29 protein-coding genes are annotated in these 25143 nt (G+C 51.8%); 19 read left to right on the top strand and 10 right to left on the bottom strand.

From position 1 onward, the window contains the following. Positions 1-85 precede the first annotated feature (85 nt). Positions 86-1150, bottom strand: coding sequence for an L-ascorbate 6-phosphate lactonase (ulaG, locus tag ACLJQD_RS04600; RefSeq protein ID WP_000049161.1), 1065 nt, complete (start codon positions 1148-1150; stop codon positions 86-88). A gap of 362 nt (positions 1151-1512) precedes the next feature. Here ulaG and ulaA point away from each other — a divergent pair, with 362 nt between their 5' ends. The 6 genes from ulaA to ACLJQD_RS04570 are packed head-to-tail and all read left to right on the top strand — an operon-like array spanning position 1513 to position 5919. Continuing rightward, positions 1513-2910: a PTS ascorbate transporter subunit IIC gene (ulaA, locus tag ACLJQD_RS04595; RefSeq protein WP_000404876.1), complete on the top strand. Its 1398-nt coding sequence runs from the start codon at positions 1513-1515 to the stop codon at positions 2908-2910. Positions 2911-2925: 15 nt separating this feature from the next. Next, positions 2926-3231 carry a PTS ascorbate transporter subunit IIB gene (ulaB, locus tag ACLJQD_RS04590; RefSeq protein WP_000218362.1) on the top strand — a complete coding sequence of 102 codons (306 nt, stop codon included), beginning with the start codon at positions 2926-2928 and terminating at the stop codon, positions 3229-3231. A gap of 9 nt (positions 3232-3240) precedes the next feature. Beyond that, positions 3241-3705: a PTS ascorbate transporter subunit IIA gene (gene ulaC / locus ACLJQD_RS04585; RefSeq protein WP_000776531.1), complete on the top strand. Its 465-nt coding sequence runs from the start codon at positions 3241-3243 to the stop codon at positions 3703-3705. A gap of 13 nt (positions 3706-3718) precedes the next feature. Beyond that, entirely contained in the window at positions 3719-4369 is a 651-nt protein-coding gene (ulaD, locus tag ACLJQD_RS04580) for a 3-keto-L-gulonate-6-phosphate decarboxylase UlaD (RefSeq protein ID WP_000056761.1), read from the top strand. Between the two features lie 9 nt (positions 4370-4378). Continuing rightward, positions 4379-5233, top strand: coding sequence for an L-ribulose-5-phosphate 3-epimerase UlaE (gene ulaE / locus ACLJQD_RS04575; protein ID WP_000949530.1), 855 nt, complete (start codon positions 4379-4381; stop codon positions 5231-5233). Continuing rightward, positions 5233-5919 carry an L-ribulose-5-phosphate 4-epimerase gene (locus tag ACLJQD_RS04570; RefSeq protein WP_001170771.1) on the top strand — a complete coding sequence of 229 codons (687 nt, stop codon included), beginning with the start codon at positions 5233-5235 and terminating at the stop codon, positions 5917-5919. Before ulaE ends, ACLJQD_RS04570 begins: the two co-directional genes overlap by 1 nt. Before the next feature lie 128 nt (positions 5920-6047). Here the strand turns inward: ACLJQD_RS04570 and yjfY are convergent, their stop codons facing one another. After that, positions 6048-6323: a DUF1471 family protein YjfY gene (gene yjfY / locus ACLJQD_RS04565; RefSeq protein WP_001529484.1), complete on the bottom strand. Its 276-nt coding sequence runs from the start codon at positions 6321-6323 to the stop codon at positions 6048-6050. A 193-nt stretch (positions 6324-6516) separates the two neighbouring features. On the opposite strand from yjfY, the gene ACLJQD_RS04560 reads away from it, so the two are divergent. From ACLJQD_RS04560 to ACLJQD_RS04535, 6 genes are all read left to right on the top strand, one after another. Then, on the top strand, positions 6517-6723 hold the full coding sequence (locus ACLJQD_RS04560; protein ID WP_024137305.1) for a hypothetical protein: 207 nt from the start codon (positions 6517-6519) through the stop codon (positions 6721-6723). Between the two features lie 70 nt (positions 6724-6793). Continuing rightward, positions 6794-7189, top strand: a complete 396-nt coding sequence (rpsF, locus tag ACLJQD_RS04555; protein ID WP_001216673.1) for a 30S ribosomal protein S6 — start codon at positions 6794-6796, stop codon at positions 7187-7189. Between the two features lie 6 nt (positions 7190-7195). After that, positions 7196-7510 carry a primosomal replication protein N gene (gene priB / locus ACLJQD_RS04550; protein ID WP_001519453.1) on the top strand — a complete coding sequence of 105 codons (315 nt, stop codon included), beginning with the start codon at positions 7196-7198 and terminating at the stop codon, positions 7508-7510. Positions 7511-7514: 4 nt separating this feature from the next. Next, positions 7515-7742: a 30S ribosomal protein S18 gene (gene rpsR / locus ACLJQD_RS04545; protein WP_000135199.1), complete on the top strand. Its 228-nt coding sequence runs from the start codon at positions 7515-7517 to the stop codon at positions 7740-7742. A gap of 41 nt (positions 7743-7783) precedes the next feature. Continuing rightward, positions 7784-8233, top strand: coding sequence for a 50S ribosomal protein L9 (rplI, locus tag ACLJQD_RS04540; RefSeq protein ID WP_001196065.1), 450 nt, complete (start codon positions 7784-7786; stop codon positions 8231-8233). Between the two features lie 147 nt (positions 8234-8380). Beyond that, the gene (locus tag ACLJQD_RS04535; protein WP_017441207.1) at positions 8381-9307 is read left to right on the top strand and encodes a DMT family transporter; all 927 of its coding nucleotides are present in this window, start codon (positions 8381-8383) and stop codon (positions 9305-9307) included. Between the two features lie 49 nt (positions 9308-9356). On the opposite strand, the gene ACLJQD_RS04530 is transcribed toward ACLJQD_RS04535, so the two are convergent. Then, positions 9357-9992 (bottom strand): OapA family protein, encoded by a 636-nt coding sequence (locus ACLJQD_RS04530; protein WP_001119446.1) that lies wholly within the window; start codon positions 9990-9992, stop codon positions 9357-9359. Between the two features lie 219 nt (positions 9993-10211). Between ACLJQD_RS04530 and fklB the strand changes: the two genes are divergently transcribed. The 4 genes from fklB (at position 10212) to ACLJQD_RS04510 (ending at position 15411) form a co-directional block, all read left to right on the top strand. Next, a complete protein-coding gene (fklB, locus tag ACLJQD_RS04525) occupies positions 10212-10832 on the top strand; it encodes an FKBP-type peptidyl-prolyl cis-trans isomerase (protein WP_000235161.1) in 621 nt (206 codons plus the stop codon). 295 nt (positions 10833-11127) lie between these two features. Beyond that, positions 11128-12531 (top strand): D-serine/D-alanine/glycine transporter, encoded by a 1404-nt coding sequence (gene cycA / locus ACLJQD_RS04520; protein ID WP_000228321.1) that lies wholly within the window; start codon positions 11128-11130, stop codon positions 12529-12531. Positions 12532-12868: 337 nt separating this feature from the next. Beyond that, positions 12869-14008: a DKNYY domain-containing protein gene (locus ACLJQD_RS04515; protein ID WP_000155543.1), complete on the top strand. Its 1140-nt coding sequence runs from the start codon at positions 12869-12871 to the stop codon at positions 14006-14008. Positions 14009-14022: 14 nt separating this feature from the next. Continuing rightward, positions 14023-15411: a hypothetical protein gene (locus tag ACLJQD_RS04510; RefSeq protein WP_017441206.1), complete on the top strand. Its 1389-nt coding sequence runs from the start codon at positions 14023-14025 to the stop codon at positions 15409-15411. Between the two features lie 66 nt (positions 15412-15477). Here ACLJQD_RS04510 and ytfE read toward each other — a convergent pair whose 3' ends face one another. The 3 genes from ytfE to ACLJQD_RS04495 all read right to left on the bottom strand — a co-directional run bounded on the left by ytfE (position 15478) and on the right by ACLJQD_RS04495 (position 18137). Further along, positions 15478-16140: an iron-sulfur cluster repair protein YtfE gene (gene ytfE / locus ACLJQD_RS04505; protein WP_000331471.1), complete on the bottom strand. Its 663-nt coding sequence runs from the start codon at positions 16138-16140 to the stop codon at positions 15478-15480. A gap of 102 nt (positions 16141-16242) precedes the next feature. Then, complete coding sequence (locus ACLJQD_RS04500; protein WP_000623290.1) at positions 16243-17208, bottom strand: DMT family transporter; 966 nt, start codon at positions 17206-17208, stop codon at positions 16243-16245. An 80-nt stretch (positions 17209-17288) separates the two neighbouring features. Next, entirely contained in the window at positions 17289-18137 is an 849-nt protein-coding gene (locus ACLJQD_RS04495) for an SDR family oxidoreductase (protein ID WP_017441205.1), read from the bottom strand. A gap of 87 nt (positions 18138-18224) precedes the next feature. Between ACLJQD_RS04495 and ACLJQD_RS04490 the strand changes: the two genes are divergently transcribed. Further along, positions 18225-18611, top strand: coding sequence for a winged helix-turn-helix transcriptional regulator (locus tag ACLJQD_RS04490; RefSeq protein WP_001201295.1), 387 nt, complete (start codon positions 18225-18227; stop codon positions 18609-18611). 57 nt (positions 18612-18668) lie between these two features. On the opposite strand, the gene ACLJQD_RS04485 is transcribed toward ACLJQD_RS04490, so the two are convergent. Further along, positions 18669-20612: a bifunctional 2',3'-cyclic-nucleotide 2'-phosphodiesterase/3'-nucleotidase gene (locus tag ACLJQD_RS04485; protein WP_017441204.1), complete on the bottom strand. Its 1944-nt coding sequence runs from the start codon at positions 20610-20612 to the stop codon at positions 18669-18671. Between the two features lie 267 nt (positions 20613-20879). Here ACLJQD_RS04485 and cysQ point away from each other — a divergent pair, with 267 nt between their 5' ends. Next, positions 20880-21620: a 3'(2'),5'-bisphosphate nucleotidase CysQ gene (gene cysQ / locus ACLJQD_RS04480; protein ID WP_017441203.1), complete on the top strand. Its 741-nt coding sequence runs from the start codon at positions 20880-20882 to the stop codon at positions 21618-21620. Here the strand turns inward: cysQ and ACLJQD_RS04475 are convergent. Next, a complete protein-coding gene (locus ACLJQD_RS04475) occupies positions 21610-22167 on the bottom strand; it encodes a YtfJ family protein (RefSeq protein ID WP_000175302.1) in 558 nt (185 codons plus the stop codon). The two genes, cysQ and ACLJQD_RS04475, sit on opposite strands and share 11 nt — an antisense overlap. A gap of 326 nt (positions 22168-22493) precedes the next feature. Here ACLJQD_RS04475 and ACLJQD_RS04470 point away from each other — a divergent pair, with 326 nt between their 5' ends. Beyond that, positions 22494-22700: a DUF1107 domain-containing protein gene (locus ACLJQD_RS04470; RefSeq protein ID WP_000689229.1), complete on the top strand. Its 207-nt coding sequence runs from the start codon at positions 22494-22496 to the stop codon at positions 22698-22700. Between the two features lie 83 nt (positions 22701-22783). Here ACLJQD_RS04470 and ACLJQD_RS04465 read toward each other — a convergent pair whose 3' ends face one another. Next, positions 22784-24127: a hemolysin family protein gene (locus tag ACLJQD_RS04465; RefSeq protein WP_000934970.1), complete on the bottom strand. Its 1344-nt coding sequence runs from the start codon at positions 24125-24127 to the stop codon at positions 22784-22786. 182 nt (positions 24128-24309) lie between these two features. Next, positions 24310-24948 (bottom strand): peptide-methionine (S)-S-oxide reductase MsrA, encoded by a 639-nt coding sequence (gene msrA, locus ACLJQD_RS04460; RefSeq protein ID WP_000051464.1) that lies wholly within the window; start codon positions 24946-24948, stop codon positions 24310-24312. Positions 24949-25143: the final 195 nt, after the last annotated feature.

The raw sequence follows: 25143 nt of genomic DNA, 5'->3' as shown, positions 1-25143 counted from the left end.
TGATTTGAAAAGATGATATTTGAAATAGCCTGGAAATACTAAAGTAAATGGAAAAAATGCCGGGTAATCCCGGCATGATATCGACTCACAGGAAGGATTTGAACGGTAGATCGGGTTCAATGGTAAAGCAATCGTCAAACCCACGCGGATAGTGGTATTCGAAATTGTCTTTATCCAGCGGCCAGGTAAACTTGCCGCCAACCTGCCAGATAAACGGTTTAAAACCATACTTCAGGCGATCTTTCTTCATTTCCCATAGCACGCGGATCTCTTGCGGATCGGCCTGGAAGTTCGACCAGATATCGTGATGGAACGGGATCACCACTTTGGTATTCAGCGATTCCGCCATGCGTAAAATATCCGCGCTGGTCATTTTGTCCGTAATACCGCGCGGGTTTTCACCGTAAGAACCGAGCGCGACATCAATTTGATGTTCGTTGCCGTGTTTCGCGTAGTAGTTGGAATAGTGAGAATCGCCGCTGTGATAGAGATTGCCGCCCGGCGTTTTAAACAGATAGTTAACCGCGCGTACATCCATGCCGTCCGGCAGTACGCCAGCGGCTTTCTGATCGGCGGGCAGGGTGATTAATGCGGTGCGGTCAAAGGCATCAAGCGCATGAATTTCAATATCTTTCACTTTCACGACATCGCCCGGTTTTACCACGATGCAGCGTTCTTTCGGCACGCCCCAGCCAACCCATAAATCCACGCAGGTCTGCGGGCCGATAAACGGAACATCATCGGCGCAATTCTGCATTACGGCAGCCGCGACATTGACGTCAATGTGATCGTTATGGTCGTGGGTCGCCAGTACGGCGTCAATCTGACGGATAGCGAAAGGATCGAGAACAAACGGCGTGGTGCGCAGGTTAGGCTGTAATTTTTTGACGCCAGCCATACGCTGCATCTGATGGCCGGTTTTCATCAACGGATTACCGTGGCTCTGTTTACCGGTACCGCACCAGAAATCGACGCATACGTTAGTGCCGCCTTCAGATTTTAGCCAGATACCGGTACAGCCCAGCCACCACATAGCGAACGTACCCGGCGCGACCTGCTCTTGCTCAATCTCTTCGTTCAGCCAGCTTCCCCACTCCGGAAACGTGCTCAGAATCCATGATTCACGCGTGATGCTTTGTACTTTACTCATCGCATTTACCTTCATGTTTGTTCAAAATGGTTCAAAACGTGATTTGTTTTGATTAATCCTGACACTATTTTCTCAAGAAGGCAATGGGCTATTTTTTGACTTTTGGGTAGGGGAGAACGCAGCCAGAAGAAAATTTAATCTTTTCTGGCGTCATGGTGATGTATTCATCTTTATGATTTTACTTATTTTAATGAAGAAATGAGTTATTTATAAGTAAACCATGTATTAAGTGTGCTAATTATTTGCGCGCTACGTCACATTTAATCAAATTCAATCTTGTTGTGATTACTTTTGAAAATTACAGTGGAGGGACATTATTCTGAGCGCCTGCGACTCAGCAACCTTGTCTACCGGAGATCGTTATGGAGATCCTCTACAACATCTTTACCATTTTCTTTAATCAGGTAATGACCAATGCCCCGCTATTACTGGGTATTGTGACCTGCCTGGGCTATATCCTGCTGCGTAAAAGCGTCAGCGTGATCATCAAAGGGACGATCAAAACCATCATTGGCTTCATGCTGCTACAGGCCGGGTCCGGCATTCTGACCAGCACCTTTAAACCGGTGGTGGCGAAAATGTCTGAGGTCTACGGCATCAACGGCGCGATTTCCGATACCTATGCTTCGATGATGGCAACGATCGAACGGATGGGTGATGCGTATAGTTGGGTAGGCTACGCGGTGTTGCTCGCGCTGGCGCTGAATATTTGTTACGTCTTGTTGCGACGCATTACCGGTATTCGCACCATCATGTTGACCGGGCACATCATGTTCCAGCAGGCGGGGCTGATTGCGGTCTCTTTCTATATCTTCGGCTATTCCATGTGGACCACCATTATCTGCACGGCGATACTGGTTTCCCTGTACTGGGGTATTACCTCCAACATGATGTACAAGCCGACTCAGGAAGTGACGGACGGCTGCGGTTTCTCCATCGGTCACCAGCAGCAGTTTGCTTCCTGGATTGCCTATAAAGTCGCGCCGTTCCTGGGCAAAAAAGAGGAAAGCGTTGAAGACCTCAAACTGCCGGGCTGGCTGAACATTTTCCATGACAACATCGTCTCCACGGCGATTGTAATGACCATCTTCTTTGGTGCCATTCTGCTCTCCTTCGGTATCGACACCGTGCAGGCGATGGCGGGCAAAGTGCACTGGACGGTCTACATCCTGCAAACCGGTTTCTCCTTTGCGGTGGCGATTTTCATTATTACTCAGGGCGTGCGTATGTTTGTCGCCGAGCTCTCTGAAGCGTTTAACGGTATCTCCCAGCGTCTGATTCCGGGCGCAGTACTGGCGATTGACTGCGCGGCTATTTATAGCTTCGCGCCGAACGCGGTGGTCTGGGGCTTTATGTGGGGCACCATCGGTCAGCTGATTGCGGTTGGCATCCTGGTTGCCTGCGGCTCCTCGATCCTGATTATTCCTGGCTTTATCCCGATGTTCTTCTCTAACGCCACTATCGGCGTGTTCGCTAACCACTTCGGCGGCTGGCGTGCGGCGCTGAAAATTTGTCTGGTGATGGGGATGATCGAAATCTTTGGTTGCGTCTGGGCGGTGAAACTCACCGGTATGAGCGCCTGGATGGGTATGGCGGACTGGTCGATTCTGGCACCGCCGATGATGCAGGGCTTCTTCTCCCTCGGTATCGCCTTTATGGCCGTCATCATTGTAATTGCACTGGCTTATATGTTCTTCGCTGGCCGCGCACTGCGCGCAGAAGAAGATGCAGAAAAACAACTGGCAGAACAGTCTGCTTAATAAGGAGTTTTGATTATGACCGTACGTATTCTGGCTGTGTGTGGCAACGGACAAGGCAGTTCCATGATCATGAAAATGAAAGTGGACCAGTTTTTAACCCAATCAAACATTGACCACACGGTAAACAGCTGCGCGGTTGGCGAGTACAAAAGCGAGTTGAGCGGCGCGGATATCATCATCGCTTCTACCCATATTGCGGGCGAAATCACCGTGACCGGCAACAAATATGTGGTTGGCGTGCGTAACATGCTCTCTCCTGCTGACTTCGGCCCGAAACTGCTGGAAGTGATCAAAGAACATTTCCCGCAAGACGTGAAGTAAGGATGCAACATGAAATTACGTGATTCACTGGCGGAGAATAATTCTATCCGCCTGCAGGCTGAAGCGAATACCTGGCAGGAAGCCGTTAAGATCGGCGTCGATTTACTGGTGGCTGCCGACGTGGTGGAGCCACGCTATTACCAGGCCATTCTCGATGGCGTTGAGCAGTTTGGCCCCTATTTTGTGATTGCCCCCGGCCTGGCGATGCCGCATGGCCGCCCGGAAGAAGGGGTGAAGAAAACCGGTTTTTCGCTGGTGACCCTGAAAAAGCCGCTGGAGTTCAACCACGAAGATAACGACCCGGTCGATATTCTGATCACCATGGCGGCGGTTGATGCCAACACTCACCAGGAAGTGGGCATCATGCAGATCGTCAACCTGTTTGAAGACGAAGCTAATTTTGACCGTTTACGCGCCTGCCGCACCGCGCAGGAAGTCCTGGATCTCATTGACCGCACCAACGCGGCAGCTTAAGAAGGAATTGAAAATGTCATTACCAATGTTGCAGGTCGCGCTGGACAACCAGACTATGGATAGCGCCTATGAAACCACCCGCCTGATTGCCGAAGAGGTGGATATTATTGAAGTGGGCACCATTCTGTGCGTGGGCGAAGGCGTGCGTGCCGTTCGCGATCTGAAAGCGCTTTACCCGCACAAAATCGTGCTGGCGGACGCCAAAATTGCCGATGCCGGTAAGATCCTCTCCCGTATGTGTTTCGAAGCCAACGCGGACTGGGTGACCGTGATTTGCTGTGCGGATATCAACACTGCGAAAGGCGCGCTGGATGTGGCGAAAGAGTTTAACGGCGACGTGCAGATCGAACTGACCGGTTACTGGACCTGGGAACAGGCGCAGCAGTGGCGCGATGCGGGCATTCAGCAAGTGGTTTATCACCGCAGCCGCGATGCGCAGGCGGCAGGCGTGGCGTGGGGCGAGGCGGATATTACCGCGATTAAACGGCTGTCCGATATGGGCTTTAAAGTGACCGTGACCGGCGGACTGGCGCTGGAAGACCTGCCGCTGTTCAAAGGCATTCCGATCCATGTCTTTATCGCGGGGCGTAGCATTCGCGATGCCGAATCGCCGGTAGAAGCCGCACGGCAGTTCAAACGCTCCATTGCCCAACTGTGGGGCTAAGGAGCGGCTATGCTGTCGAAACAAATTCCGCTCGGCATCTATGAAAAAGCGCTCCCTGCCGGGGAGTGCTGGCTGGAGCGCCTGCGGCTGGCGAAAACGCTGGGTTTTGACTTCGTTGAAATGTCGGTGGACGAGACCGACGCCCGACTGGCGCGGCTCGACTGGAGTCGCGAGCAGCGCCTGGCGCTGGTGAGCGCGGTTGCTGAAACCGGCGTGCGCGTGCCGTCCATGTGTCTGAGCGCGCATCGTCGTTTTCCGCTCGGTAGCGAAGATGACGCGGTACGGGCGCAGGGGCTGGAGATTATGCGTAAAGCGATTCAGTTTGCGCAGGACGTCGGGATTCGCGTCATTCAACTGGCGGGGTACGACGTTTACTATCAGCAGGCCAATGACGAAACGCGTTGCCGCTTCCGCGATGGGTTAAAAGAGAGCGTTGATATGGCCAGCCGCGCCCAGGTGACGCTGGCGATGGAGATCATGGATTACCCATTGATGAATTCCATCAGTAAAGCGCTGGGCTATGCTCACTACCTCAATAACCCGTGGTTCCAGCTCTATCCGGATATCGGCAATCTGTCTGCCTGGGATAACGACGTACAGATGGAGCTACAGGCGGGAATCGGGCATATCGTCGCGGTACACGTCAAAGATACTAAACCCGGCGTGTTCAAAAATGTGCCGTTTGGCGAAGGCGTTGTCGATTTCGAACGCTGCTTCGAAACGCTCAAACAGAGTGGCTATTGCGGGCCCTATCTGATTGAGATGTGGAGTGAAACAGCAGAGAACCCGGCGGCAGAGGTAGCGAAAGCGCGTGACTGGGTGAAAGCGCGCATGGCCAGCGCCGGTCTGGTGGAGGCAGCCTAATGCAAAAGCTCAAGCAGCAGGTATTTGACGCTAACATGGATTTGCCCCGTTATGGACTGGTGACGTTTACCTGGGGCAACGTCAGCGCTATCGATCGCGAACGCGGATTGGTGGTGATTAAGCCAAGCGGTGTCGCCTATGAAACCATGAAGGTAGATGACATGGTGGTGGTGGATATGGATGGCAAAGTGGTGGAGGGACGTTATCGTCCTTCTTCCGATACCGCTACCCATCTGGCGCTGTATCAACGCTATCCGTCGCTTGGCGGCGTCGTTCATACCCACTCCACCCACGCCACGGCATGGGCGCAGGCGGGGATGGCTATTCCGGCGCTCGGTACCACGCACGCGGACTATTTCTTTGGCGATATTCCTTGTACCAGAGCGTTAAGCGAAGAAGAAGTGCAGGGCGAGTACGAGCTGAACACCGGTAAGGTGATCATCGAAACGCTGGGCGAGGTGGAACCGCTGCATACGCCAGGCATTGTCGTGTATCAACACGGGCCGTTCGCCTGGGGGAAAGATGCGCACGATGCGGTACATAACGCGGTCGTCATGGAGGAAGTGGCGCGAATGGCGTGGATTGCGCGCGGTATTAACCCGGCGCTGAATCCCATCGACGATTATCTGATGAATAAACACTTCATGCGTAAGCATGGCCCGAATGCGTATTACGGGCAGAAGTGAAGTATGAGCTCCGGAATGTGAATATTATCGGGATGTCACAGGTCTAATTCCGGAGCCATCTTTCCGCGAAAAAAGCCCCCTGTTCAGGGGGCAAATCAACTATGGCTTTTTCGTTGGTTTTCCTGATGCTAGCGATAAATATTCGCGCTGGCGTGTATATTGCCATTGCTACCCGGTTCCCGGATAAGTATGACGTGATAATACATTGCGTTTCGCACGTCAGCCTCTTCATTCAGCGCCAGATTGGCTTCACTTTCCGTGGCGAAGTTGTGGTTGATGTAGATCACGCCTAAGCTGCGCACATCATCCATATTTCTGGCCTGATGATTATTTAACTCGATGGCTGCCGTTGCCGTTATGCCAGGCAAAAGCGCAGCCAGAAATAACATTATCCGGGCTCGCATAGAGTACCTCCTCAGCAGCGCGGTCTGGTTGGCGATATCCCCCTTTAGTGAATCGCTTCTGGTTTAATTTTAACCATAACCCGCCGCAGAGATGGCGACCTTTTCTGATGCTGTTGTTCAAAAAATTATCGTATTGTCGTTTTTTACCTGATTAACAACCCATTGATGTATGCCGCTATGTTTAAGAAACCCTGTGTGGCAAAAAAGTGCGCTGACCACAGTGTCAATTTTTCTGCCGCAACAGGCCGTTTATAGTGGCGCGCGATATAACGTTAATATCTCAGCAGCAAAATGCGACGGGACAGGCGTTACGTTCGGCACGATAAATAATTGTACAATCACCTTGAGTTTGCCCGCAGGCGCCAGTATTATAACGCGTCATTTTTCAGCCGACCTTTAACACGTTCCTTGCCTCCATGGGCCGCGGCTGACCCAGACAGGAGGCTGAATAATCCGTAAGGAGCAATTCGATGCGTCATTACGAAATCGTTTTTATGGTCCATCCTGACCAGAGCGAACAGGTTCCGGGTATGATCGAGCGTTACTCTGCTGCCATCACTGGCGCAGAAGGCAAGATCCACCGTCTGGAAGACTGGGGCCGCCGTCAGCTGGCTTACCCGATCAACAAACTGCACAAAGCGCACTACGTTCTGATGAACGTTGAAGCGCCGCAGGAAGTGATCGATGAGCTGGAAACTACCTTCCGCTTCAACGATGCCGTTATCCGCAGCATGGTTATGCGTACTAAGCACGCTGTTACCGAAGCTTCTCCGATGGTTAAAGCGAAAGACGAGCGCCGTGAGCGTCGCGATGATTTCGCTAACGAAACCGCAGATGATGCTGAAGCTGGGGATTCTGAAGAGTAATTTCTGATGACCAACCGTCTGGCGTTGTCCGGCACCGTGTGCAGGGCCCCCCTTCGAAAGGTCAGTCCATCAGGAATTCCGCATTGCCAGTTCGTGCTTGAGCATCGTTCTGTGCAAGAGGAAGCCGGCTTTCACCGGCAGGCGTGGTGCCAAATGCCCGTTATTGTTAGCGGACACGAAAACCAGGCCATTACTCACAGTATAACGGTCGGCAGCCGCATAACCGTTCAGGGGTTTATTTCTTGCCACAAGGCAAAGAACGGTCTGAGCAAAATGGTTCTGCATGCCGAGCAGATTGAATTGATAGATTCTGGAGACTAGCCATATGGCACGTTATTTCCGTCGTCGCAAGTTCTGCCGTTTCACCGCGGAAGGCGTTCAAGAGATCGACTATAAAGATATCGCTACGCTGAAAAACTACATCACCGAAAGCGGTAAGATTGTCCCAAGCCGTATCACCGGTACCCGTGCAAAATACCAGCGTCAGCTGGCTCGCGCTATCAAACGCGCTCGCTACCTGTCTCTGCTGCCGTACACTGATCGCCATCAGTAATCGGTCACGGTCCATTAATACGACTTTGAGAGGATAAGGTAATGCAAGTTATTCTGCTTGATAAAGTAGCAAACCTGGGTAGCCTGGGTGATCAGGTTAACGTTAAAGCGGGCTATGCTCGTAACTTCCTGGTACCACAGGGTAAAGCTGTTCCGGCTACCAAGAAAAACGTTGAATACTTCGAAGCACGTCGCGCTGAACTGGAAGCTAAACTGGCTGACGTTCTGGCTGCTGCAAATGCACGCGCAGAGAAAATCAACGCCCTGGAAACCGTTACTATCGCGTCTAAAGCAGGCGACGAAGGTAAACTGTTCGGTTCCATCGGTACTCGCGACATCGCTGACGCTGTGACTGCAGCTGGCGTTGACGTGGCTAAGAGCGAAGTTCGTCTGCCGAACGGCGTTCTGCGTACCACTGGCGAACACGAAGTGAACTTCCAGGTTCACAGCGAAGTATTCGCAAAAGTTATCATCAACGTGGTTGCTGAGTAATCAGTCATTCTCGTTTTTGCTAGCAACGAAACGTCGGCCCAGCGCCGACGTTTTGCTTTTTTAACCCCATCGCTTTTCGACTGGCTATCTCCCCCTCTTTTCGCGATAATCAAAAATAAAACATTATTTTAATTTCTTGGTGAAAGAATGGATACCCAACGCCAGGCCTCCCCGTTTGCCCGCAAAAACGTCGTTTATGTGTGTGCCGCATTTTGTTGCCTGCTATGGGGCAGCGCTTATCCAGCCATCAAAAGCGGTTATGACCTCTTTCAGATAGCCACCGATGATATCCCTTCTAAAATTGTTTTTGCTGGTTATCGTTTTTTGTTTGCGGGTGGGTTGCTGCTACTGTTCGCGCTGCTTCAGCGTAAACCGATTGGTCGGTTTCGTCCGCGCCAGTTTGCTCAGTTAACGTTACTGGGTCTGACCCAGACGTCGCTGCAATATCTCTTTTTCTATATCGGCCTTGCGTTCACCACCGGCGTGAAAGGCTCAATCATGAATGCGACAGGCACATTCTTCAGCGTATTGCTGGCGCACTTTATTTATCAGAACGACCGATTGAGCTACAACAAAACGCTCGGCTGTATTCTGGGCTTTGCGGGCGTCATGGTGGTGAACGTCAGCAATGGCCTGGATTTCAGCTTTAATCTGCCGGGGGAAGGCTCCGTGGTGCTGGCGGCGTTTATTCTTTCTGCGGCCACATTGTATGGCAAACGTCTCTCGCAGACGGTCGATCCGATGGTCATGACTGGCTATCAATTGGGGATTGGCGGTCTGGTACTGGTCATTGGCGGTTACGTTTTTGGCGGTACGCTGACGATACATGGCTTCTCGTCGGTGGCGATTTTAGTCTACCTGACGTTGCTCTCGTCGGTCGCTTTTGCGCTATGGAGCATTTTACTCAAATATAATCGCGTGGGGATGATTGCGCCGTTTAACTTTCTGATCCCGGTTTCCGGCGCTGCTCTTTCGGCTATTTTTCTCGGCGAGAATATATTGGAGTGGAAATACATGATTGCGCTGGTGCTGGTGTGTTCGGGGATTTGGTGGGTGAATAAGGTGAAGCGGTAATGCTTCACCTGAACGAATGGGGTACAGGCGGGATAAGGCGTAGCCGGCGTTACTGCGCGCGAATAAAACTGCCGTCAGGCTGACGCGTAAACAGCACCTGTTGACCGTTATCGCCATCTATCGTTAAACCTGTCACCACCCCGCTGGCATTCTGGCGAATTTTAATCATTTGACCATTTTTGAGATTACTCAGCGGCTTGCCAGCACCTTCTACCTGCGCCATTGCATAAACGTCTGTCGGGGGCAGTCCGTGGTCACGGAACAGTTGCGCCAGAGTTTTACCAGGCTCAACCCGGTACGAGCGCCACTGTTGACCGATGCCGCTATCCTGCTGGAAAGGCTGCGTCTGCGGCTGGTTTTGTTCTTCCGGCTGGCCTTCCTGGATAGGTTCCGGCGCAACGGGCGCCACCTGATCCGGATCGTTTTGCGGCGCGACCAGCTGCGCCTGAAGCTGGGCCTCTGTCGGCGGCTGTGATTGCGATTGCAGATCCAATTGCGCTTCCCGCGTGACGACAGGCGAGTCGCTGGTCTCGCTGGCGGGCAGCAGGAAACCGATCACCAGCACGATAGCGGCAATGATAATGCCACGACGATGCATAGGCGGCAGCGGCTCCATGATGCGAAAATTATCCGGCGCGTGCCAGATTTTCGCCAGGGTTGGTTTTAATTCAAAGCGCCCGGGCATGGTTTACCTCCTGCTCCGCATCTCGTTCCTTAATCATAGAGTATAGATGGCTAACGCTATGATACTGGTAGTGCTATCCGCTTTCGTGACATCAATACGGATAATCTATTGTTTCTTTTTCCCTGCGATTTGTCATCCTCCCTGAGACAAAGTTTTACCAGAAGAAGCGTGGCTGTTATGCTGCCCGCTACTTTTTTGATATCCGATGAAGGAAAAATAATGGCCACCCCGACTTTTGACACTATTGAAGCGCAAGCGAGCTACGGCATTGGTTTGCAGGTAGGGCAGCAGCTCAGCGAATCCGGTCTTGAAGGGCTGTTGCCTGAAGCGCTGGTTGCAGGCATTGCTGATGCGCTGGAAGGTAAACACCCGGCGGTTCCTGTTGATGTGGTGCATCGTGCGCTGCGTGAAATTCATGAGCGTGCGGACGCGGTGCGTCGTGAGCGTTTCAAAGCGATGGCGGCCGAAGGCGTGAAATACCTGGAAGAAAACCGCGAAAAAGACGGTGTGAACAGTACTGAATCTGGTTTACAGTTCCGCGTTCTGACGCAGGGCGAAGGCGCGATTCCGGCGCGTACCGACCGCGTACGCGTGCATTACACCGGTAAGCTTATTGATGGCACCGTATTTGACAGCTCCGTCGCGCGCGGCGAACCGGCTGAATTCCCGGTAAATGGCGTGATCGCCGGCTGGATTGAAGCGCTGACTCTGATGCCGGTAGGTTCCAAATGGGAACTGACTATCCCACAGGAGCTGGCCTATGGCGAGCGTGGGGCCGGGGCATCTATTCCGCCATTCAGCACCCTGGTGTTTGAGGTGGAACTGCTGGAAATTCTGTAAGCGCCCCGGGTTTGCCGGATGATGGCGTAAACGCCTTATCCGGCAACCCTGACTTCAGCAAATGCCAATATTTTATTTTGCAAATGGCGTCGTTACGTGTATTTTTGTGAGCTAATTCGCATTATCAAAGTGATATAACACTCATTTTAAACATAAAATTAACATTGTATTTGAATCTTAGTATTCATCCCGCCGATTCTTACCTAATATCGATGAGTCCTGATAACAGGATCGTCGTATCATAGACCAAAGGCCGTAGAGCCCGCACAACACAGACAGGTACAGGAAGAAAAACATGGTAGATCAGGTAAAAGTCGCAGCCGACGAACAGGCTCCGGCTGAACAGTCGCTACGGCGCAATCTTACAAACCGTCATATACAGCTTATCGCTATTGGCGGCGCTATTGGTACCGGTCTGTTTATGGGATCGGGTAAAACGATCAGTCTCGCCGGACCGTCGATCATTTTTGTGTATATGATCATCGGTTTTATGCTTTTTTTCGTGATGCGCGCCATGGGGGAATTGCTGCTCTCGAATCTGGAATATAAATCGTTTAGCGATTTTGCTTCCGACCTGCTTGGCCCCTGGGCGGGATATTTCACCGGCTGGACGTACTGGTTTTGCTGGGTAGTGACCGGTATGGCTGACGTGGTGGCGATTACCGCCTACGCGCAGTTCTGGTTTCCCGGCCTTTCCGATTGGGTCGCCTCGCTGGCGGTAGTGATCCTGCTGCTAAGCCTCAACCTCGCCACCGTTAAAATGTTTGGTGAAATGGAATTTTGGTTTGCTATGGTCAAAATCGTCGCCATCGTGGCGTTGATTGTGGTCGGGCTGGTGATGATTGCGATGCACTTTAAATCGCCGACCGGCGTTGAAGCGTCTTTCGCGCATCTGTGGAATGACGGCGGCTGGTTCCCGAAAGGTATTAGCGGGTTCTTTGCCGGTTTCCAGATTGCGGTGTTCGCCTTCGTGGGCATTGAGCTGGTCGGTACTACCGCCGCAGAAACTAAAGATCCGGAAAAATCGCTGCCGCGCGCGATTAACTCAATACCGATCCGTATCATCATGTTCTACGTCTTTGCGCTGATTGTCATTATGTCGGTGACGCCGTGGAGTTCCGTGGTGCCGGATAAGAGCCCGTTTGTTGAGCTGTTTGTACTGGTGGGTCTGCCTGCCGCCGCGAGCGTGATCAACTTTGTTGTGCTGACCTCGGCGGCGTCTTCCGCCAACAGCGGCGTCTTCTCGACCAGCCGTATGCTGTTTGGCCTGGCGCAAGAAGGCGTGGCGCCAAAAGCGTTCGCTAAGCTATCAAAACGCGCGGTACCGGCGAAAGGCCTGACCTTCTCCTGTATCTGCCTGCTGGGCGGCGTGGTTATGCTGATGGTCAACCCGAGCGTGATTGGCGCATTCACCATGATCACTACGGTTTCGGCCATCCTGTTTATGTTTGTCTGGACCATCATTCTGTGTTCATACCTGGTGTACCGCAAAAAGCGTCCCCACCTGCATGAAAAATCCATCTATAAGATGCCGCTCGGTAAGCTGATGTGCTGGGTCTGCATGGCGTTCTTTGCGTTCGTGCTGGTATTACTGACGCTGGAAGACGATACGCGCCAGGCGCTGATCGTGACGCCGCTGTGGTTTATCGCGTTGGGTCTGGGCTGGCTGTTCCTGCGTAAGAACAAACTGGCTAAATGACGGATTTATCCCTCTCGCTTAGGCGAGGGGGTATGCGCATAACGTACCCACCGGGGCGCTTTCTTCATTTTTACGCCCCATTTTGTCGCTTCCCGCTCCTTAACGAGCTATTTTTCTCGCCACATTTGATAGCGTATGGAGATGAAAAGCTCAGGAAATGAGTGTTTGTCCGCTGATGCAAAGACGCGAAAAACGTTTCTTCAGGAAGGGCAGCTGTAAATTGCAGGCTGACGGTAAGTGCCGCCTTGATGAATTCCTATAATGGCGGCTCGCGCTGGATAATACGTTGAAAAAGTGGTTTAAGTAACAAATTAATCTCCTATTTCAAACTGTAATTATGACCATTCGACGCTGGATTTTAAGCGCTACGCTTTTGCTGCTGCCTGTTCCTGCGTTCGCAGATTTTCAGTATCAGCAGGATAAGGACGGCGTTTTTTATACCGCCGACGACGAACCGCAAATTCTCTCACGACTGCCTGACGTTAGCTATTCGCATTTACGGCGTATTGCCGATTTATCTCACCCGCAAGACCCTCGCCCGTTAATAGAAATCAATCCCGACAGCCATAACTGCGACGACAATCATATTTGTCAGCACGCTTATCTCAGCGATGGGCGCTTTATCCTGTGGGCAGGCAAAATCGTCCAGAATACCGGGGATGAGCCTGCCGTTGATGTTGCCAGCTTTCAGTCTTTTGGCGCCTTTGCCGCCGATAAACACGGTCTCTATTTTGATGGTAAACGTCGTGATAGCAATGCGGGTGAAAAACGTGTGGATATGGCAACTCTGGCAGAGACGAAAATCTGGAATCTGCTGCGGGATAAAAATAATCTCTATTATGAAGGCCGCTGGCTGGGGCGGGCCGATGGGTTTCGCGTGTTGAGGCTGGATTCCACTTCGGCAAGGGAGTTTATTGTGACGACGGCGCAACGGGTGATTGTGAACGGCATACCCATTACCGCTGATGCTAATACATTTCAAATCATTCGCTGGATGCCTGGCGAGGTACTAATTTATCGTGATAAAACCGGTAAGCATGACTATGAGATTGATAATTCCAGTCGGTACTGCGGCTATTTTAATATTGGCCTGCGTGAGGTGACATGGCTGAAGCATGAGGCAACCAACGCCGGGAGCAGTTGTAAGGTGGAAACCCTGCCGGGTGTCGATCCGGAGTATTTTTTTCGTCTGAACGGGAACACCGGTTGGTATAAGGATCGTATTTATCAGGTGAGCACGAATGCGTTGGGCGAGGGGGTACTGCGCATTTTTACGTCGCAGGAAAAACTTCCGGCGCTGAAAATAGATAGAGTTACCTATAATTACTACCATCTGGCTTTGTCCGCGGATGGGCAATTATATCGCCAGATCTCACGTGATCAATGGCAGCGCTATAACCCGATATTAACAGAGTGGACGACGGTATCACCAGCGCCCACTGACGTTATCTCTTTGCTTCCCTCTGATTACCACTAGCGCAGGATGGCGCAATGTTGAGAATAAAACAGTTCTGTTTATCGATTTTATTAATGCTGGCACCAGTGTTAGCTCTGGCCTGTTCCGGCATTCCATATGCTTTGTTTCACTATCAGCCGTGGGGGCAGGGAACGAAATATGTAGTTGAAGAAGATTATGATTATGGTATTAATTTTAAAGATATTGAAATTCGAGAGGTAAAATTTAGTCAACTACGGCACGTTCCTGACCGCATTGTTAATGAATATAATGACCGTGGAAAAATGAGTAATGATTTTGTTCATGTCGCCGCTTTTTCATCGCTAATAAAAAATGATTTCTGGCAGTTTTATTGGCTAACCGACGGCCAGCATATTTTATGGGCTGGGAAAATCGTACAAAATCCACCGGGTAAGCCGCCAGTGGATGCAGCGACTTTTCGGGCGTATGGACGCTTTGCCGCTGATAAAGATAGTCTTTACTTCGACGGCGAGCGCACAGATGATAATCATGGTGAAAAAAGGGTCGATATAGATTCGTTGCAGCAGGTCGGCGGCAACATCAAATTAAACGACTCCGGCGATGTGCTTAAAGACAGGCGCAACCTCTACTTTCAGGGACGCTGGCTGGCTAGTGCGCAGGGATATTCCATCCTGGGCGTTAAATCCTGGGAGCAGCGTAATATTCTGTTTTCGCCGACCAGCTGCGATACTACATCTAATCCTGGCCCGTGGGACACTATTCTACGTACCGCCACGCAGGTTTTTGTTAATGGTGTGGCAATTGATGCCGATCCGAACTCTTTTCATGTTGTGCGCTGGGTCGCTGGCGTGCAGTTACTCTATCGCGACAAAGCAGGCGTAAAACGCTATTACTTCGGCAAAGACTGTCTCAATACGTTTAATGTACAGCGGGATAAGGTGACATGGATGACGCGAGAGGCATCGCGCCGAGGCGATGACTGCCGAATAGCGACTATTCCCAATGTTGATCCAGAATATTTCCATCCCATTCATTACAATTGGACGGTAGCACAGTACAAAGATCTATTGTACCAGGCGAAGTATGTCTCTCCGGTCGACAGGGTATTAACCATCACCCGCTTGCCTGATCCGCAGGTACAGCTGAAAGCTGGCGCTAATTTGGTGGGTAAACAGATCTATTTTATCGGCGATGGGGGCGTGCAGATTATCGACCCTATTGGACCATTGGTGTGGTTTAAAAATCCCGATGGTTCATTTTCTGATGTTTTTGCTCATGACGATCGTTATCTCTATTTCTTCGGTGATACGCTGGTGGATAGCGGGCAACGGCGTAACGTCACGCGGACGCTGGATACTGCGCATATCGACAAGAGCGGTTATTATCTGGTCACTGAGGAGGGGAAATATGAGGTTATTAATAATGCATTCACCTCTCGCTAAAAAGCGTTAGTCGATTCAGAATAAACGATCCTGCCTATACGTTCAGGATCGTTTATTGGCGATGGATTATTCCCCGGCCAGCGCGCGTGGGAACAGCACGTTATTCTCCAGGCTGATGTGCTCCATCAGATCATCAATCATCTCATTAATGCCGTTATACATCGCTTTCCAGGTGGTGCAGGCTTCTGGCGGCGGCGTTACATTTTGGGTGACGTGTTTGATGACGTCTACCAGCTCTCCCGCCTCGTCATGCTCGCTTTCCATTACGCTTATCGGGCCTGTTGCCTGGCGACCCATACCCTGTTTGATCATGGGGAACAGGATCTGTTCTTCTTTCATCATATGGCTGGAAAGCTCTTCATGCAGCGCGGTGAGATATTTTGTCAGGCCGCGTGGGACGTTTGGCTTATCCGCGTGGACGCGTTCCACTTTGGTTGCCTGCAGGATAAGCTCCGGCAGTTGCTCGCGGTGTCGGTCATGATAGCGCACAACGATATGGTCAATAATGTCCGCCAGCGGAACGGCGCGCCAGTCTTTTTCGATGGGCTGTTCAGCCAATTGCGCCAGTTGCGCTTCTATGATGTCAATATCGACGTCGTGACGCGCGGCGGCGCGCGCCAGCGTCTGTTTTCCGCCGCAGCAGTAATCCATATCGTACTGGCGAAACAGCGCCGATGCGCGGGGAATAGAGAGCGCCAGTTCGCCTAAAGGTTGATCGCGATAAGCCATAGCCGTTACCTCATTTGCAATAATATAAGTTGTATTTTAAATGCCTCTTTAAGGCGAGGCTATAACTCTTTCGGGGTGCGTATAATTTAAGCCAGTATCAGATTAGCGTTCCGTGACCGGAACGACGGTCGCTTTTTCCGGTTTCGCTCTCACGGCAATGACCACGCCCGCCACCAGGAGCGCAATGCCGCTTAACGTCAGGAATGGCGGGATTTCCTGGCGCAGAATGAAGGTATAGAGCAGTCCCGCCAACGTCTCAAAAACAATCAGCGGCCCTAAAATAACGGTTGGCAATTTTTGGCTGGCGATATTCCAGCACAGCGCGCCCACCCAGGAACACAGCACCGCGATGGCGATCATCAGACCGATAAACAGCGCGGGATGCGGGCCAAAGGGCAGGGTAAACAGCGGTTTCTGGATACTCAGCCACAGACAGACCGCCGCATAGCCGATTAACGAGACCGGCAGCGTAACCAGCGCCTGCGCCGTTGCCCACATCATGGGATGTTTGTCGGGATTTTCCCGCAGCCAGCGGGCGTTGCGCAGCGCATACCATGCCCAGCACGCTACGGAAATCAGCGCCAGCACAATGCCTGAACCATAGCGCCAGCCGCTAACATCGGACAATCCCTGGCTAAGTTCAGCAATATTGACGCACAGCAGGCCAAAACCGATAAGCGCCAGCGCGGGCGCTAAACGCCGCCAGGATAATCTGCCGTCTCGTTGGCTATAGAGAACGTTAGCGAAAAGCGGAATGACGACTGGCAATGTCCCGATGATCATCGTCGACACCGGCGCGCCGGTTCGCTGAATGGCGCTGGCGAGGCAGGCGTAATAGATTACATTGCCCATCAGGGTCAGCGACAGGGCGGTGGACCAGTCTTTGCGCGTCAACTGGCGTAACCGTGTGCGGCCTAACCAGGCAATTGGCAGGGCAATCAGTCCCAGCGCCAGATAGCGTCCCATTGACTGTAAGAGGGCCGGGTAATCCGGCACGATTAACGGGCCGACGAAAATCAATCCCCACATTAGCCCTGCCAGCAGGGCGTATAGCACGCCGCTAATCATCAGATTCTCCTCATAAACCGTTCCGTCATTATCAGAGAAGGTCTATGAGGATGCTACATAAATTAACTAAATTTTAACACTTACAGTACGAAGCGAAGGCTTTCTGTGAGCGTCGTCGTCGGGCGACCGATGAGTTTACGCAGCGTATGGCTGTCATCAAACAGGCCGCCTTTCGCCGCGCCAGCGTCAGAATTGGCCAACATATCCGCCAGTCCGTCAGGCAGGCCTGCGCCTTTCAGCGCGGCGGCAAAATCGACTTCGCTCAGGTTCTGGTAGACGATTTTTTTTCCGCTCTGATGAGTAAGTTCATCCGCCAACTGGCGTAATGTCCAGGCGTCATCACCCGCCAGCTCGTAGACATTCCCGGCGTGACCCTCTTCACAGATGACGCGCGCGGCGGCGGCGGCATAGTCAGCGCGCATTGCGGAGGCGATTTTCCCTTCTCCCGCCGCGCCAATAAAGACGCCATGCTTCAGCGCGGCAGGGACGCTCGCCAGGTAGTTTTCCGTATACCAGCCGTTACGTAATAGCGTGTGAGGAATACCTGACTCAGCCAGCATCTTTTCCGTTTCAATATGTTCATCGGCGAGCGCCAGCGGCGATTTATCCGCATGTAGCAGGCTGGTATAGGCGATGAATTTCACCTTCGCGGCAATGGCGGCCTGAATAACGTTGCGGTGCTGCGCGGTGCGTTGTCCCACTTCGCTGGATGATATAAGCAGCAGTTTATCAACGCCCTGTAAGGCGGTGGTCAGCGCGGCTTCGTTAGCGTAATCCGCCTGGCGAACGGTGATCCCGCGCTGACTGAGCGGGGCGGCTTTTTTCGGGTTACGGACGATCGCGACGAGGTGGCTGGCGGGCGTCGTTTTTAGCAGGTTTTCAATAACGTGTTGGCCCAGTTGGCCTGTTGCGCCAGTGATAGCAATCATGGTGAACTCCTCAGTGTTGGTCTTGTGTTTTATTACGCTACCACCTAAACTTACTTTTAGTAAGTACGTACAAAAAGGTAAGTATCAATGCGCGCTCATACTCTTTCCCGGCAGTTGCGTGAAGGCAATCTCTTTGCTGAACAGTGCCCGTCCCGTGAGGTGTTAAAACATGTCACCAGTCGCTGGGGGGTACTGATTCTGGTCGCGTTACGCGACGGTACACACCGTTTTAGCGACCTGCGCCGCAAGATGGGAGGCGTGAGTGAAAAGATGCTGGCGCAGTCGTTACAGGCGCTTGAACAGGACGGATTTCTCAACCGGGTGTCATATCCAGTTGTTCCGCCGCATGTGGAGTACAGCCTGACGCCGCTTGGCGAGCAGGTGAGTGATAAAGTCGCCGCGCTGGCGGACTGGATAGAACTGAATTTGCCGCAGGTATTGGCGCAGCGGGACCGTTTATCAGATGGCGGCTAGCGCTTTATTCGGCCTGACTGGCAGGCCGAATAAACGTAGCGCCATACGGGACACACGTTACTTGCTTAAATCCACCTGATAAATGGCAAAACCGATATCATCGACGGCAACCTTCTTCATCGGATACTGCCCTTTCGCTTTAATGAAGGCAGCGGCTTTATCGCCTGGCGATGTTTCAAAGCGGATATCCAGCGCCGTATCGCTGTGGATTGGCGCCAGACGCCAGTTATTATCCGCCGCCGGATGGATTTCGCCCGCGCGTTTTGATTCTGCGCCAATCCATGCCGCCAGCACGGCGCGATTTTCATCCGGAGACGCAAAGGCGATATGGCTGTCGCCCGTGCCGGCAAACTTGCCGCCGTAAGCGCGATAGTTATTCGTGGCGACCAGGAACGTAGCGTTCGGGTCGACAGGCTTACCGTTAAAGGTCAGGTTTTTAATACGTTCCGCCTGCGGATTCACCATCTGGCATTCGCCATCATAGCGGGCGGGCTGTGACACATCGATTTGATAATTCACGCCGTCAATGACATCGAAATTATAGGTGCGAAAGCCATCCCAATTGATCAACGATTGCGGTTTGTTGCTGTGAATATCAATCTGATTAAACTGTCCGGCAGAACATTCCAGCCACTCTTTTACCTCTTTGCCGCTGGCTTTCACCACCACCAGCGTATTCGGATAGAGATAAAGATCGGCGGCGTTACGGAAGGTCAACTGGCCTTTTTCCACCTCGACAAAGCTGGCAGGATCGTTCTTACGCCCGCCAACTTTAAACGGCGCGGCGGCGGACAGCACCGGCAGTTTCGCCAGATCCGGATCGCCCTGAATAAAGTGTTCCACATACGCTTTTTGCGCGTTATTCACCACCTGTACGGTAGGATCGTCCTGCACCAGAGCAAGATAACTGTACATGTTATCGGCGGATTTACCGATAGGCTTGCTGACAAACTCGCGGGTGGCATCGTGATCGGCTTTCAGAATACCGACCAGCTTACTGTCTTCCGCTGCCAGCGACTTTTTAGCGGCGGCGTCGTAAATAGGCCGCGCTTCCGCTTTCGCCTGCGTAACCTGCCATTTGCCGCTGTCGTTATTGAGCACCAGATCGACCACTCCCAGATGGTCGCCCCACATGCCAGGCATTACCGCAGGAATGCCGTTAAGCGTACCTTTGGCGATATCCGCGCCTTTGATGTCGGCAAAATCTTTACCGGGGAAGACGGCGTGAGCGTGGCCAAACATAATCGCGTCGACGCCGGGAACTTCGCTGAGGTAATAAACCGAGTTTTCCGCCATGCTGTGGTACGGATCGGCAGAAAGGCCTGAATGAGCAATGACTACCACGATATCTGCGCCTTTCTCGCGCATTTCGGGCACATATTTCCGGGCGGTTTCCGTAATGTCATTGACGGTAACTTTGCCGCTCAGGTTCGCTTTATCCCAAATCATGATTTGCGGCGGAACAAAGCCGATATAGCCGATTTTCAGAGTTTGCGGGTTGCCGTCTTTATCAATAACGTTCGTCTCTTTAATCAGATAAGGCGTAAAGAGCGGCTTTTGGGTTTTAACGTCGATAATATTGGCGTTAACATAAGGGAATTTCGCGCCAGCCAGCGCGTTATGCAGATAGTTCAGACCATAATTAAACTCATGGTTGCCGAGGTTTCCAACCGCGTAATCCAGAGTGTTGAGCGCTTTATAGACCGGGTGAACATCACCGTCTTTGAGCCCTTTTGCCGCCATATAATCGCCCAGAGGGCTCCCCTGAATCAGGTCGCCGTTATCCACCAGCACGCTGTTTTTGACTTCATTTCGGGCGGCATGAATCAAACTTGCGGTACGTACCAATCCGAATTTTTCGGTTGCGGTATCCTTGTAATAATCGAAATCCATCATGTTGCTATGTAAATCAGTAGTTTCCATGATGCGGAGATCGACGGTGGCCGCATTCACGCTGGCGGCGATCAGCGTAGCCAGAAGCGTTGCACTAAACTTAATCATCAGAGGCACCTTTTAAGAACGCAATAGAAAAGCCGGATAGTGAAAAATAGCGATGATAAACAGTGAAACCCGATATCGTTCCGACCGTCGCCAGAAGAAGGCGAAACCGCCCCATCCGGCCGATTTTTTGCGAGTGTTCACAGAAGGGTGAATCATGCCATGAAAGGTATTATCAAAACCGCAGACGGTATCACAGTTGGCGGAACCCTTAACGATCGGGTATAAGTAAAACAACGAGTTAACGCCCCTGTCATAAAGAGGTGGAGAATGTTAGAACAAGTATGCCAGCTTGCACGGAACGCGGGCGATGCCATTATGCAGGTTTATGATGGAGCCAAACCGATGGAGTACGTCCGCAAGCAGGACGATTCTCCAGTCACTGCGGCGGATATCGCTGCACATACCGTGATTCTCGAAGGGTTACGCACGCTCACGCCGGATATTCCGGTGCTTTCAGAAGAAGATCCGCCTGCCTGGGAAGTGCGCCAGCACTGGCAGCGCTACTGGCTGGTCGATCCGCTCGACGGCACCAAAGAGTTCATCAAGCGCAATGGCGAATTCACGGTCAATATCGCGCTGATTGAGCAGGGCAAGCCGGTGTTGGGCGTGGTCTATGCGCCGGTGCTGAAAGTGATGTACTACGCGGCGGAAGGTAAGGCCTGGAAAGAGGAGTGCGGGGTGCGTAAGCAGATTCAGGTCCGGGATGCCCGCCCGCCGCTGGTGGTGATTAGCCGTTCGCATACGGATGATGAACTCACCGAATATCTCCAACAGCTTGGCGAACATCAGACCACCTCTATTGGTTCCTCGCTGAAATTCTGTCTTGTGGCGGAAGGCCAGGCGCAGCTTTACCCCAGATTTGGGCCGACCAGCGTCTGGGACACTGCCGCAGGTCATGCCATTGCCGTTGCAGCCGGGGCGCACGTTCACGACTGGCAGGGAAAAACGCTGGACTATACCCCTCGTGAGTCGTTCCTTAACCCCGGCTTCCGGGTGACTATTTACTGAGGAGCTTATGCAGCAGGTCGACCACCTGCTGTACCTCTTGCTGGGTTAACGCGCCATCTTTCACCCATTGAACCCGACCGTCTTTGTCAAGCACGATGACGGCGGACCCCTCTTCTTTTAATTGCCAGGCGTTACGCGCCACGCCATTGCTGTCGACAATAAATTGCGACCACGGGTAGAGCTTTTTATTACTTTCTATACTGCTACGCACGAACATACCGGAGCCGGGGATCGCATCATCGGTGTTCACAATTGTGGTCGTCTGGTATCTGTCATGCGGGAGCCCGGCGGATTTAATCGCTTCAATCAGCGTGGCGTTTTTTTCCTTCGCTGACGTTCGACCCGCAATGTGCAGCAGGACGCGCACTTTTCCCGCCAGCTGCGCGCTATTCCAATTTTTATAACTAAACTCATCTTTATTCAACGTCAGTTCGCCACGGTCGGCAATGCCTACCGGCGGCACCCGTTGGTTAACTTCAAGGTTATGCGCACAAGCCATTATGGGGAGTAGCAGACACGACATCGCCAGAATTTTACGTAGGGTCATGGTCATTCCTTCTTTATTTTTTTGCAGGTGATCCGACCACTTTGGGCCGATAGTTAATCATATGTGCGATTGATGCTTTTTCCCGCAAAGGGGATGCCAGTTTGCGGGCGGGCGCACACTTCCTGTGAAAAATGAAGGCATATACTGAGAAAAATGAGCTGATGTTTAGATAATTCTGAATAACTGTAATCAAAAGGTAAATATACTTATGCACACTGGAAACGACGTAGATATGGTCTATAGTCATATGGCATTAAAATTTGCGCCTTAAAACTGTTGGGCCGATTGTGGCACCGCAAGGGCGTAATACTCTGCAGGAGACAACAATGAAAATTTTCCAACGCTACAACCCGCTACAGGTGGCGAAGTACGTGAAGATCCTGTTCCGTGGACGGTTATATATCAAGGATGTTGGCGCTTTTGAGTTCGATAAGGGTAAGATTCTTATCCCAAAAGTGAGAGACAAGCAGCACTTGTCTGTGATGTCTGAAGTTAACCGTCAGGTTATGCGTCTGCAAACTGAGATGGCGTAACCAAAAGTGCTATGCAGTAGGTTAAAAAAGTAAAAAAAACGGCTCCTGAATCAGGAGCCGTTGATGTTTCTGGCAAACGGATTTCAGGCCGCGCTGTCTTCTTTACCTTGCGCATCGGGCAGTTTCGGCGCCGGTACGTTGCTTTTATTGTCGAGACGCGTCACCAGCAACTGATCGATACGGTAGTTGTCGATATCCACCACTTCAAATTTGTAGCCGGAAAACTTCACCGAATCAGTGCGTTTTGGGATCTTGCGCAGCATAAACATCATAAAGCCGCCAATGGTTTCATAGTTGCCGGATTGCGGAAACTCATCGATATCCAGCACGCGCATGACGTCGTCAATCGGCGTGCCGCCGTCAACCAGCCAGGAATTTTCATCGCGCGCCACAATTTGCTCTTCCAGTCCCTGGCCGACCAGGTCACCCATTAGCGTGGTCATCACATCGTTCAGCGTAATGATACCGACGACCAGCGCGTATTCATTCATAATGACCGCGAAATCCTCGCCCGCCGTTTTGAAACTTTCCAGCGCCTCAGAAAGGGTCAGCGTATCCGGCACAATCAAGGTATTGCGAATTTGCACGCCGCCATTCAGTGCCATACTTTGGTTCGCCAGCACGCGGTTCAGCAGATCTTTGGAGTCTACATAGCCGATGATGTGGTCGATATCTTCATTACACACCAAAAATTTTGAGTGCGGATGTTCGGCGACCTTTTTCTTCAGGCTTTGTTCGTCTTCGTGCAGATCAAACCAGATGATACTTTCGCGCGGCGTCATGGAAGACGGTACAGTGCGGGATTCAAGTTCAAACACATTTTCAATCAGTTCGTGCTCTTGCTTGCGCAAGACGCCCGCCAGCGCGCCGGCTTCCACCACTGCGTAAATATCATCAGAAGTAATGTCGTCTTTCCGCACCATTGGAATTTTGAACAGGCGGAAGATGTTGTTTGCCATGCCGTTAAACAGCCACACCAGCGGGCGAAAAACGAACAGGCAGAAGCGCATCGGGTTGATGATACGCAAAGCCACAGCTTCTGGCGCAATCATACCGATGCGTTTCGGGGTTAAATCCGCGAACAGGATAAACAGCCCCGTCACCAGCGAGAAAGAGAGAATAAAGCTCAGCTGCTCGGAGAGTTCTGGCGACATATAGTGCGAGAAAAGGGCGGAAAAGGCGGGCGAAAATGCTGCATCGCCGACGATACCGCCAAGAATAGCGACGGCGTTCAGGCCAATTTGCACAACGGTGAAAAACATGCCGGGATTTTCCTGCATTTTCAATACGCGTTGTGCGTTGATACTGCCTTCATCAGCTAATAACTTAAGTTTAATCTTACGTGATGCGGCAAGCGAGATCTCGGAGATGGAGAAGAACGCACTTACAGCGATCAGGCAGAATATAATGAATATACTGTTTAACATATCTTATCCGGCGAAACGCCAGATCCTCGGAAGGGAAGTTTATAAATCCGTGTGGTAACGTTTAATGAAAACCGGCTCGTAGCAGTGAGCCGATAAGTTCAGGGCTAGTATAGCGTAAGCTACTGTAAAGTCGCCAGAGGGTTCATTTTCAACTCCGACAAGTTCCCCCTACGCCAGCGTCGTCACGCGTCAGGCGGCAGGCAAACGCCGATCCCGCCAATCCCGCAGTAACCGTATGGATTTTTGTGCAGATACTGTTGGTGTTCATCTTCGGCGTAGTAAAACGGCGTCGCATGGGCGATTTCCGTGGTAATAGGGCGATGGTTTCCGGCGGCGGCCATTGCCGACTGAAAGCGCTCGCGACTGGCGTGAGCAGCGGCACTCTGTTCCGGCGTCAAGGGATAAATCGCAGAACGGTATTGCGTACCGTGATCGTTACCCTGTTGCATCCCCTGCGTTGGATCGTGATTTTCCCAGAAAATCTGTAAAAGCTGCTCATAACGGATAACGGCAGGATCGTACACTATCCGTACCGCTTCGGCATGACCGGTCTGCCCGGAGCAGACTTCCCGGTAGGTTGGATTAGGCGTGTAACCGCCCGCATACCCTGCCGCGGTGCTATATACGCCGGGCAATTGCCAGAATAAACGTTCTACGCCCCAGAAACAGCCCATAGCGAAGTAGGCGATCTCCATCCCGGCAGGGACATTGGTCATAGAGTGTTCATTTACCGCATGCAGAGTGGCGATCGGCATCGGGGTGTTGCGTCCTGGTAACGCATCTGCTTGAGTAACCAGATGTTTTTTATCAAATAAACTCATGAGCTATTCTCCCGAAAGCGTTAATTGGCGTTAAGGTTGTAACGAGACGCATCTTTGCACACAATAACAACATTAATGTATCTGGATTTAACCATAAGAAATATTTGGGCAGTCGTCTGCTTTTCAATCGCAATTGTTGATTTTATGTTAAGCCGCGGAGCGGTAGTGTGATTTTTTCCAGGGGTGGGAATAGGG

It is taken from the genome of Salmonella sp. SAL04214, from assembly GCF_046550615.1.
GTDB classification, from domain to species: Bacteria; Pseudomonadota; Gammaproteobacteria; order Enterobacterales; family Enterobacteriaceae; genus Salmonella; species Salmonella enterica.
The sequence above is the reverse complement of the archived record's forward strand: the minus strand, read 5'-3'. Positions and strand labels throughout refer to the sequence as shown.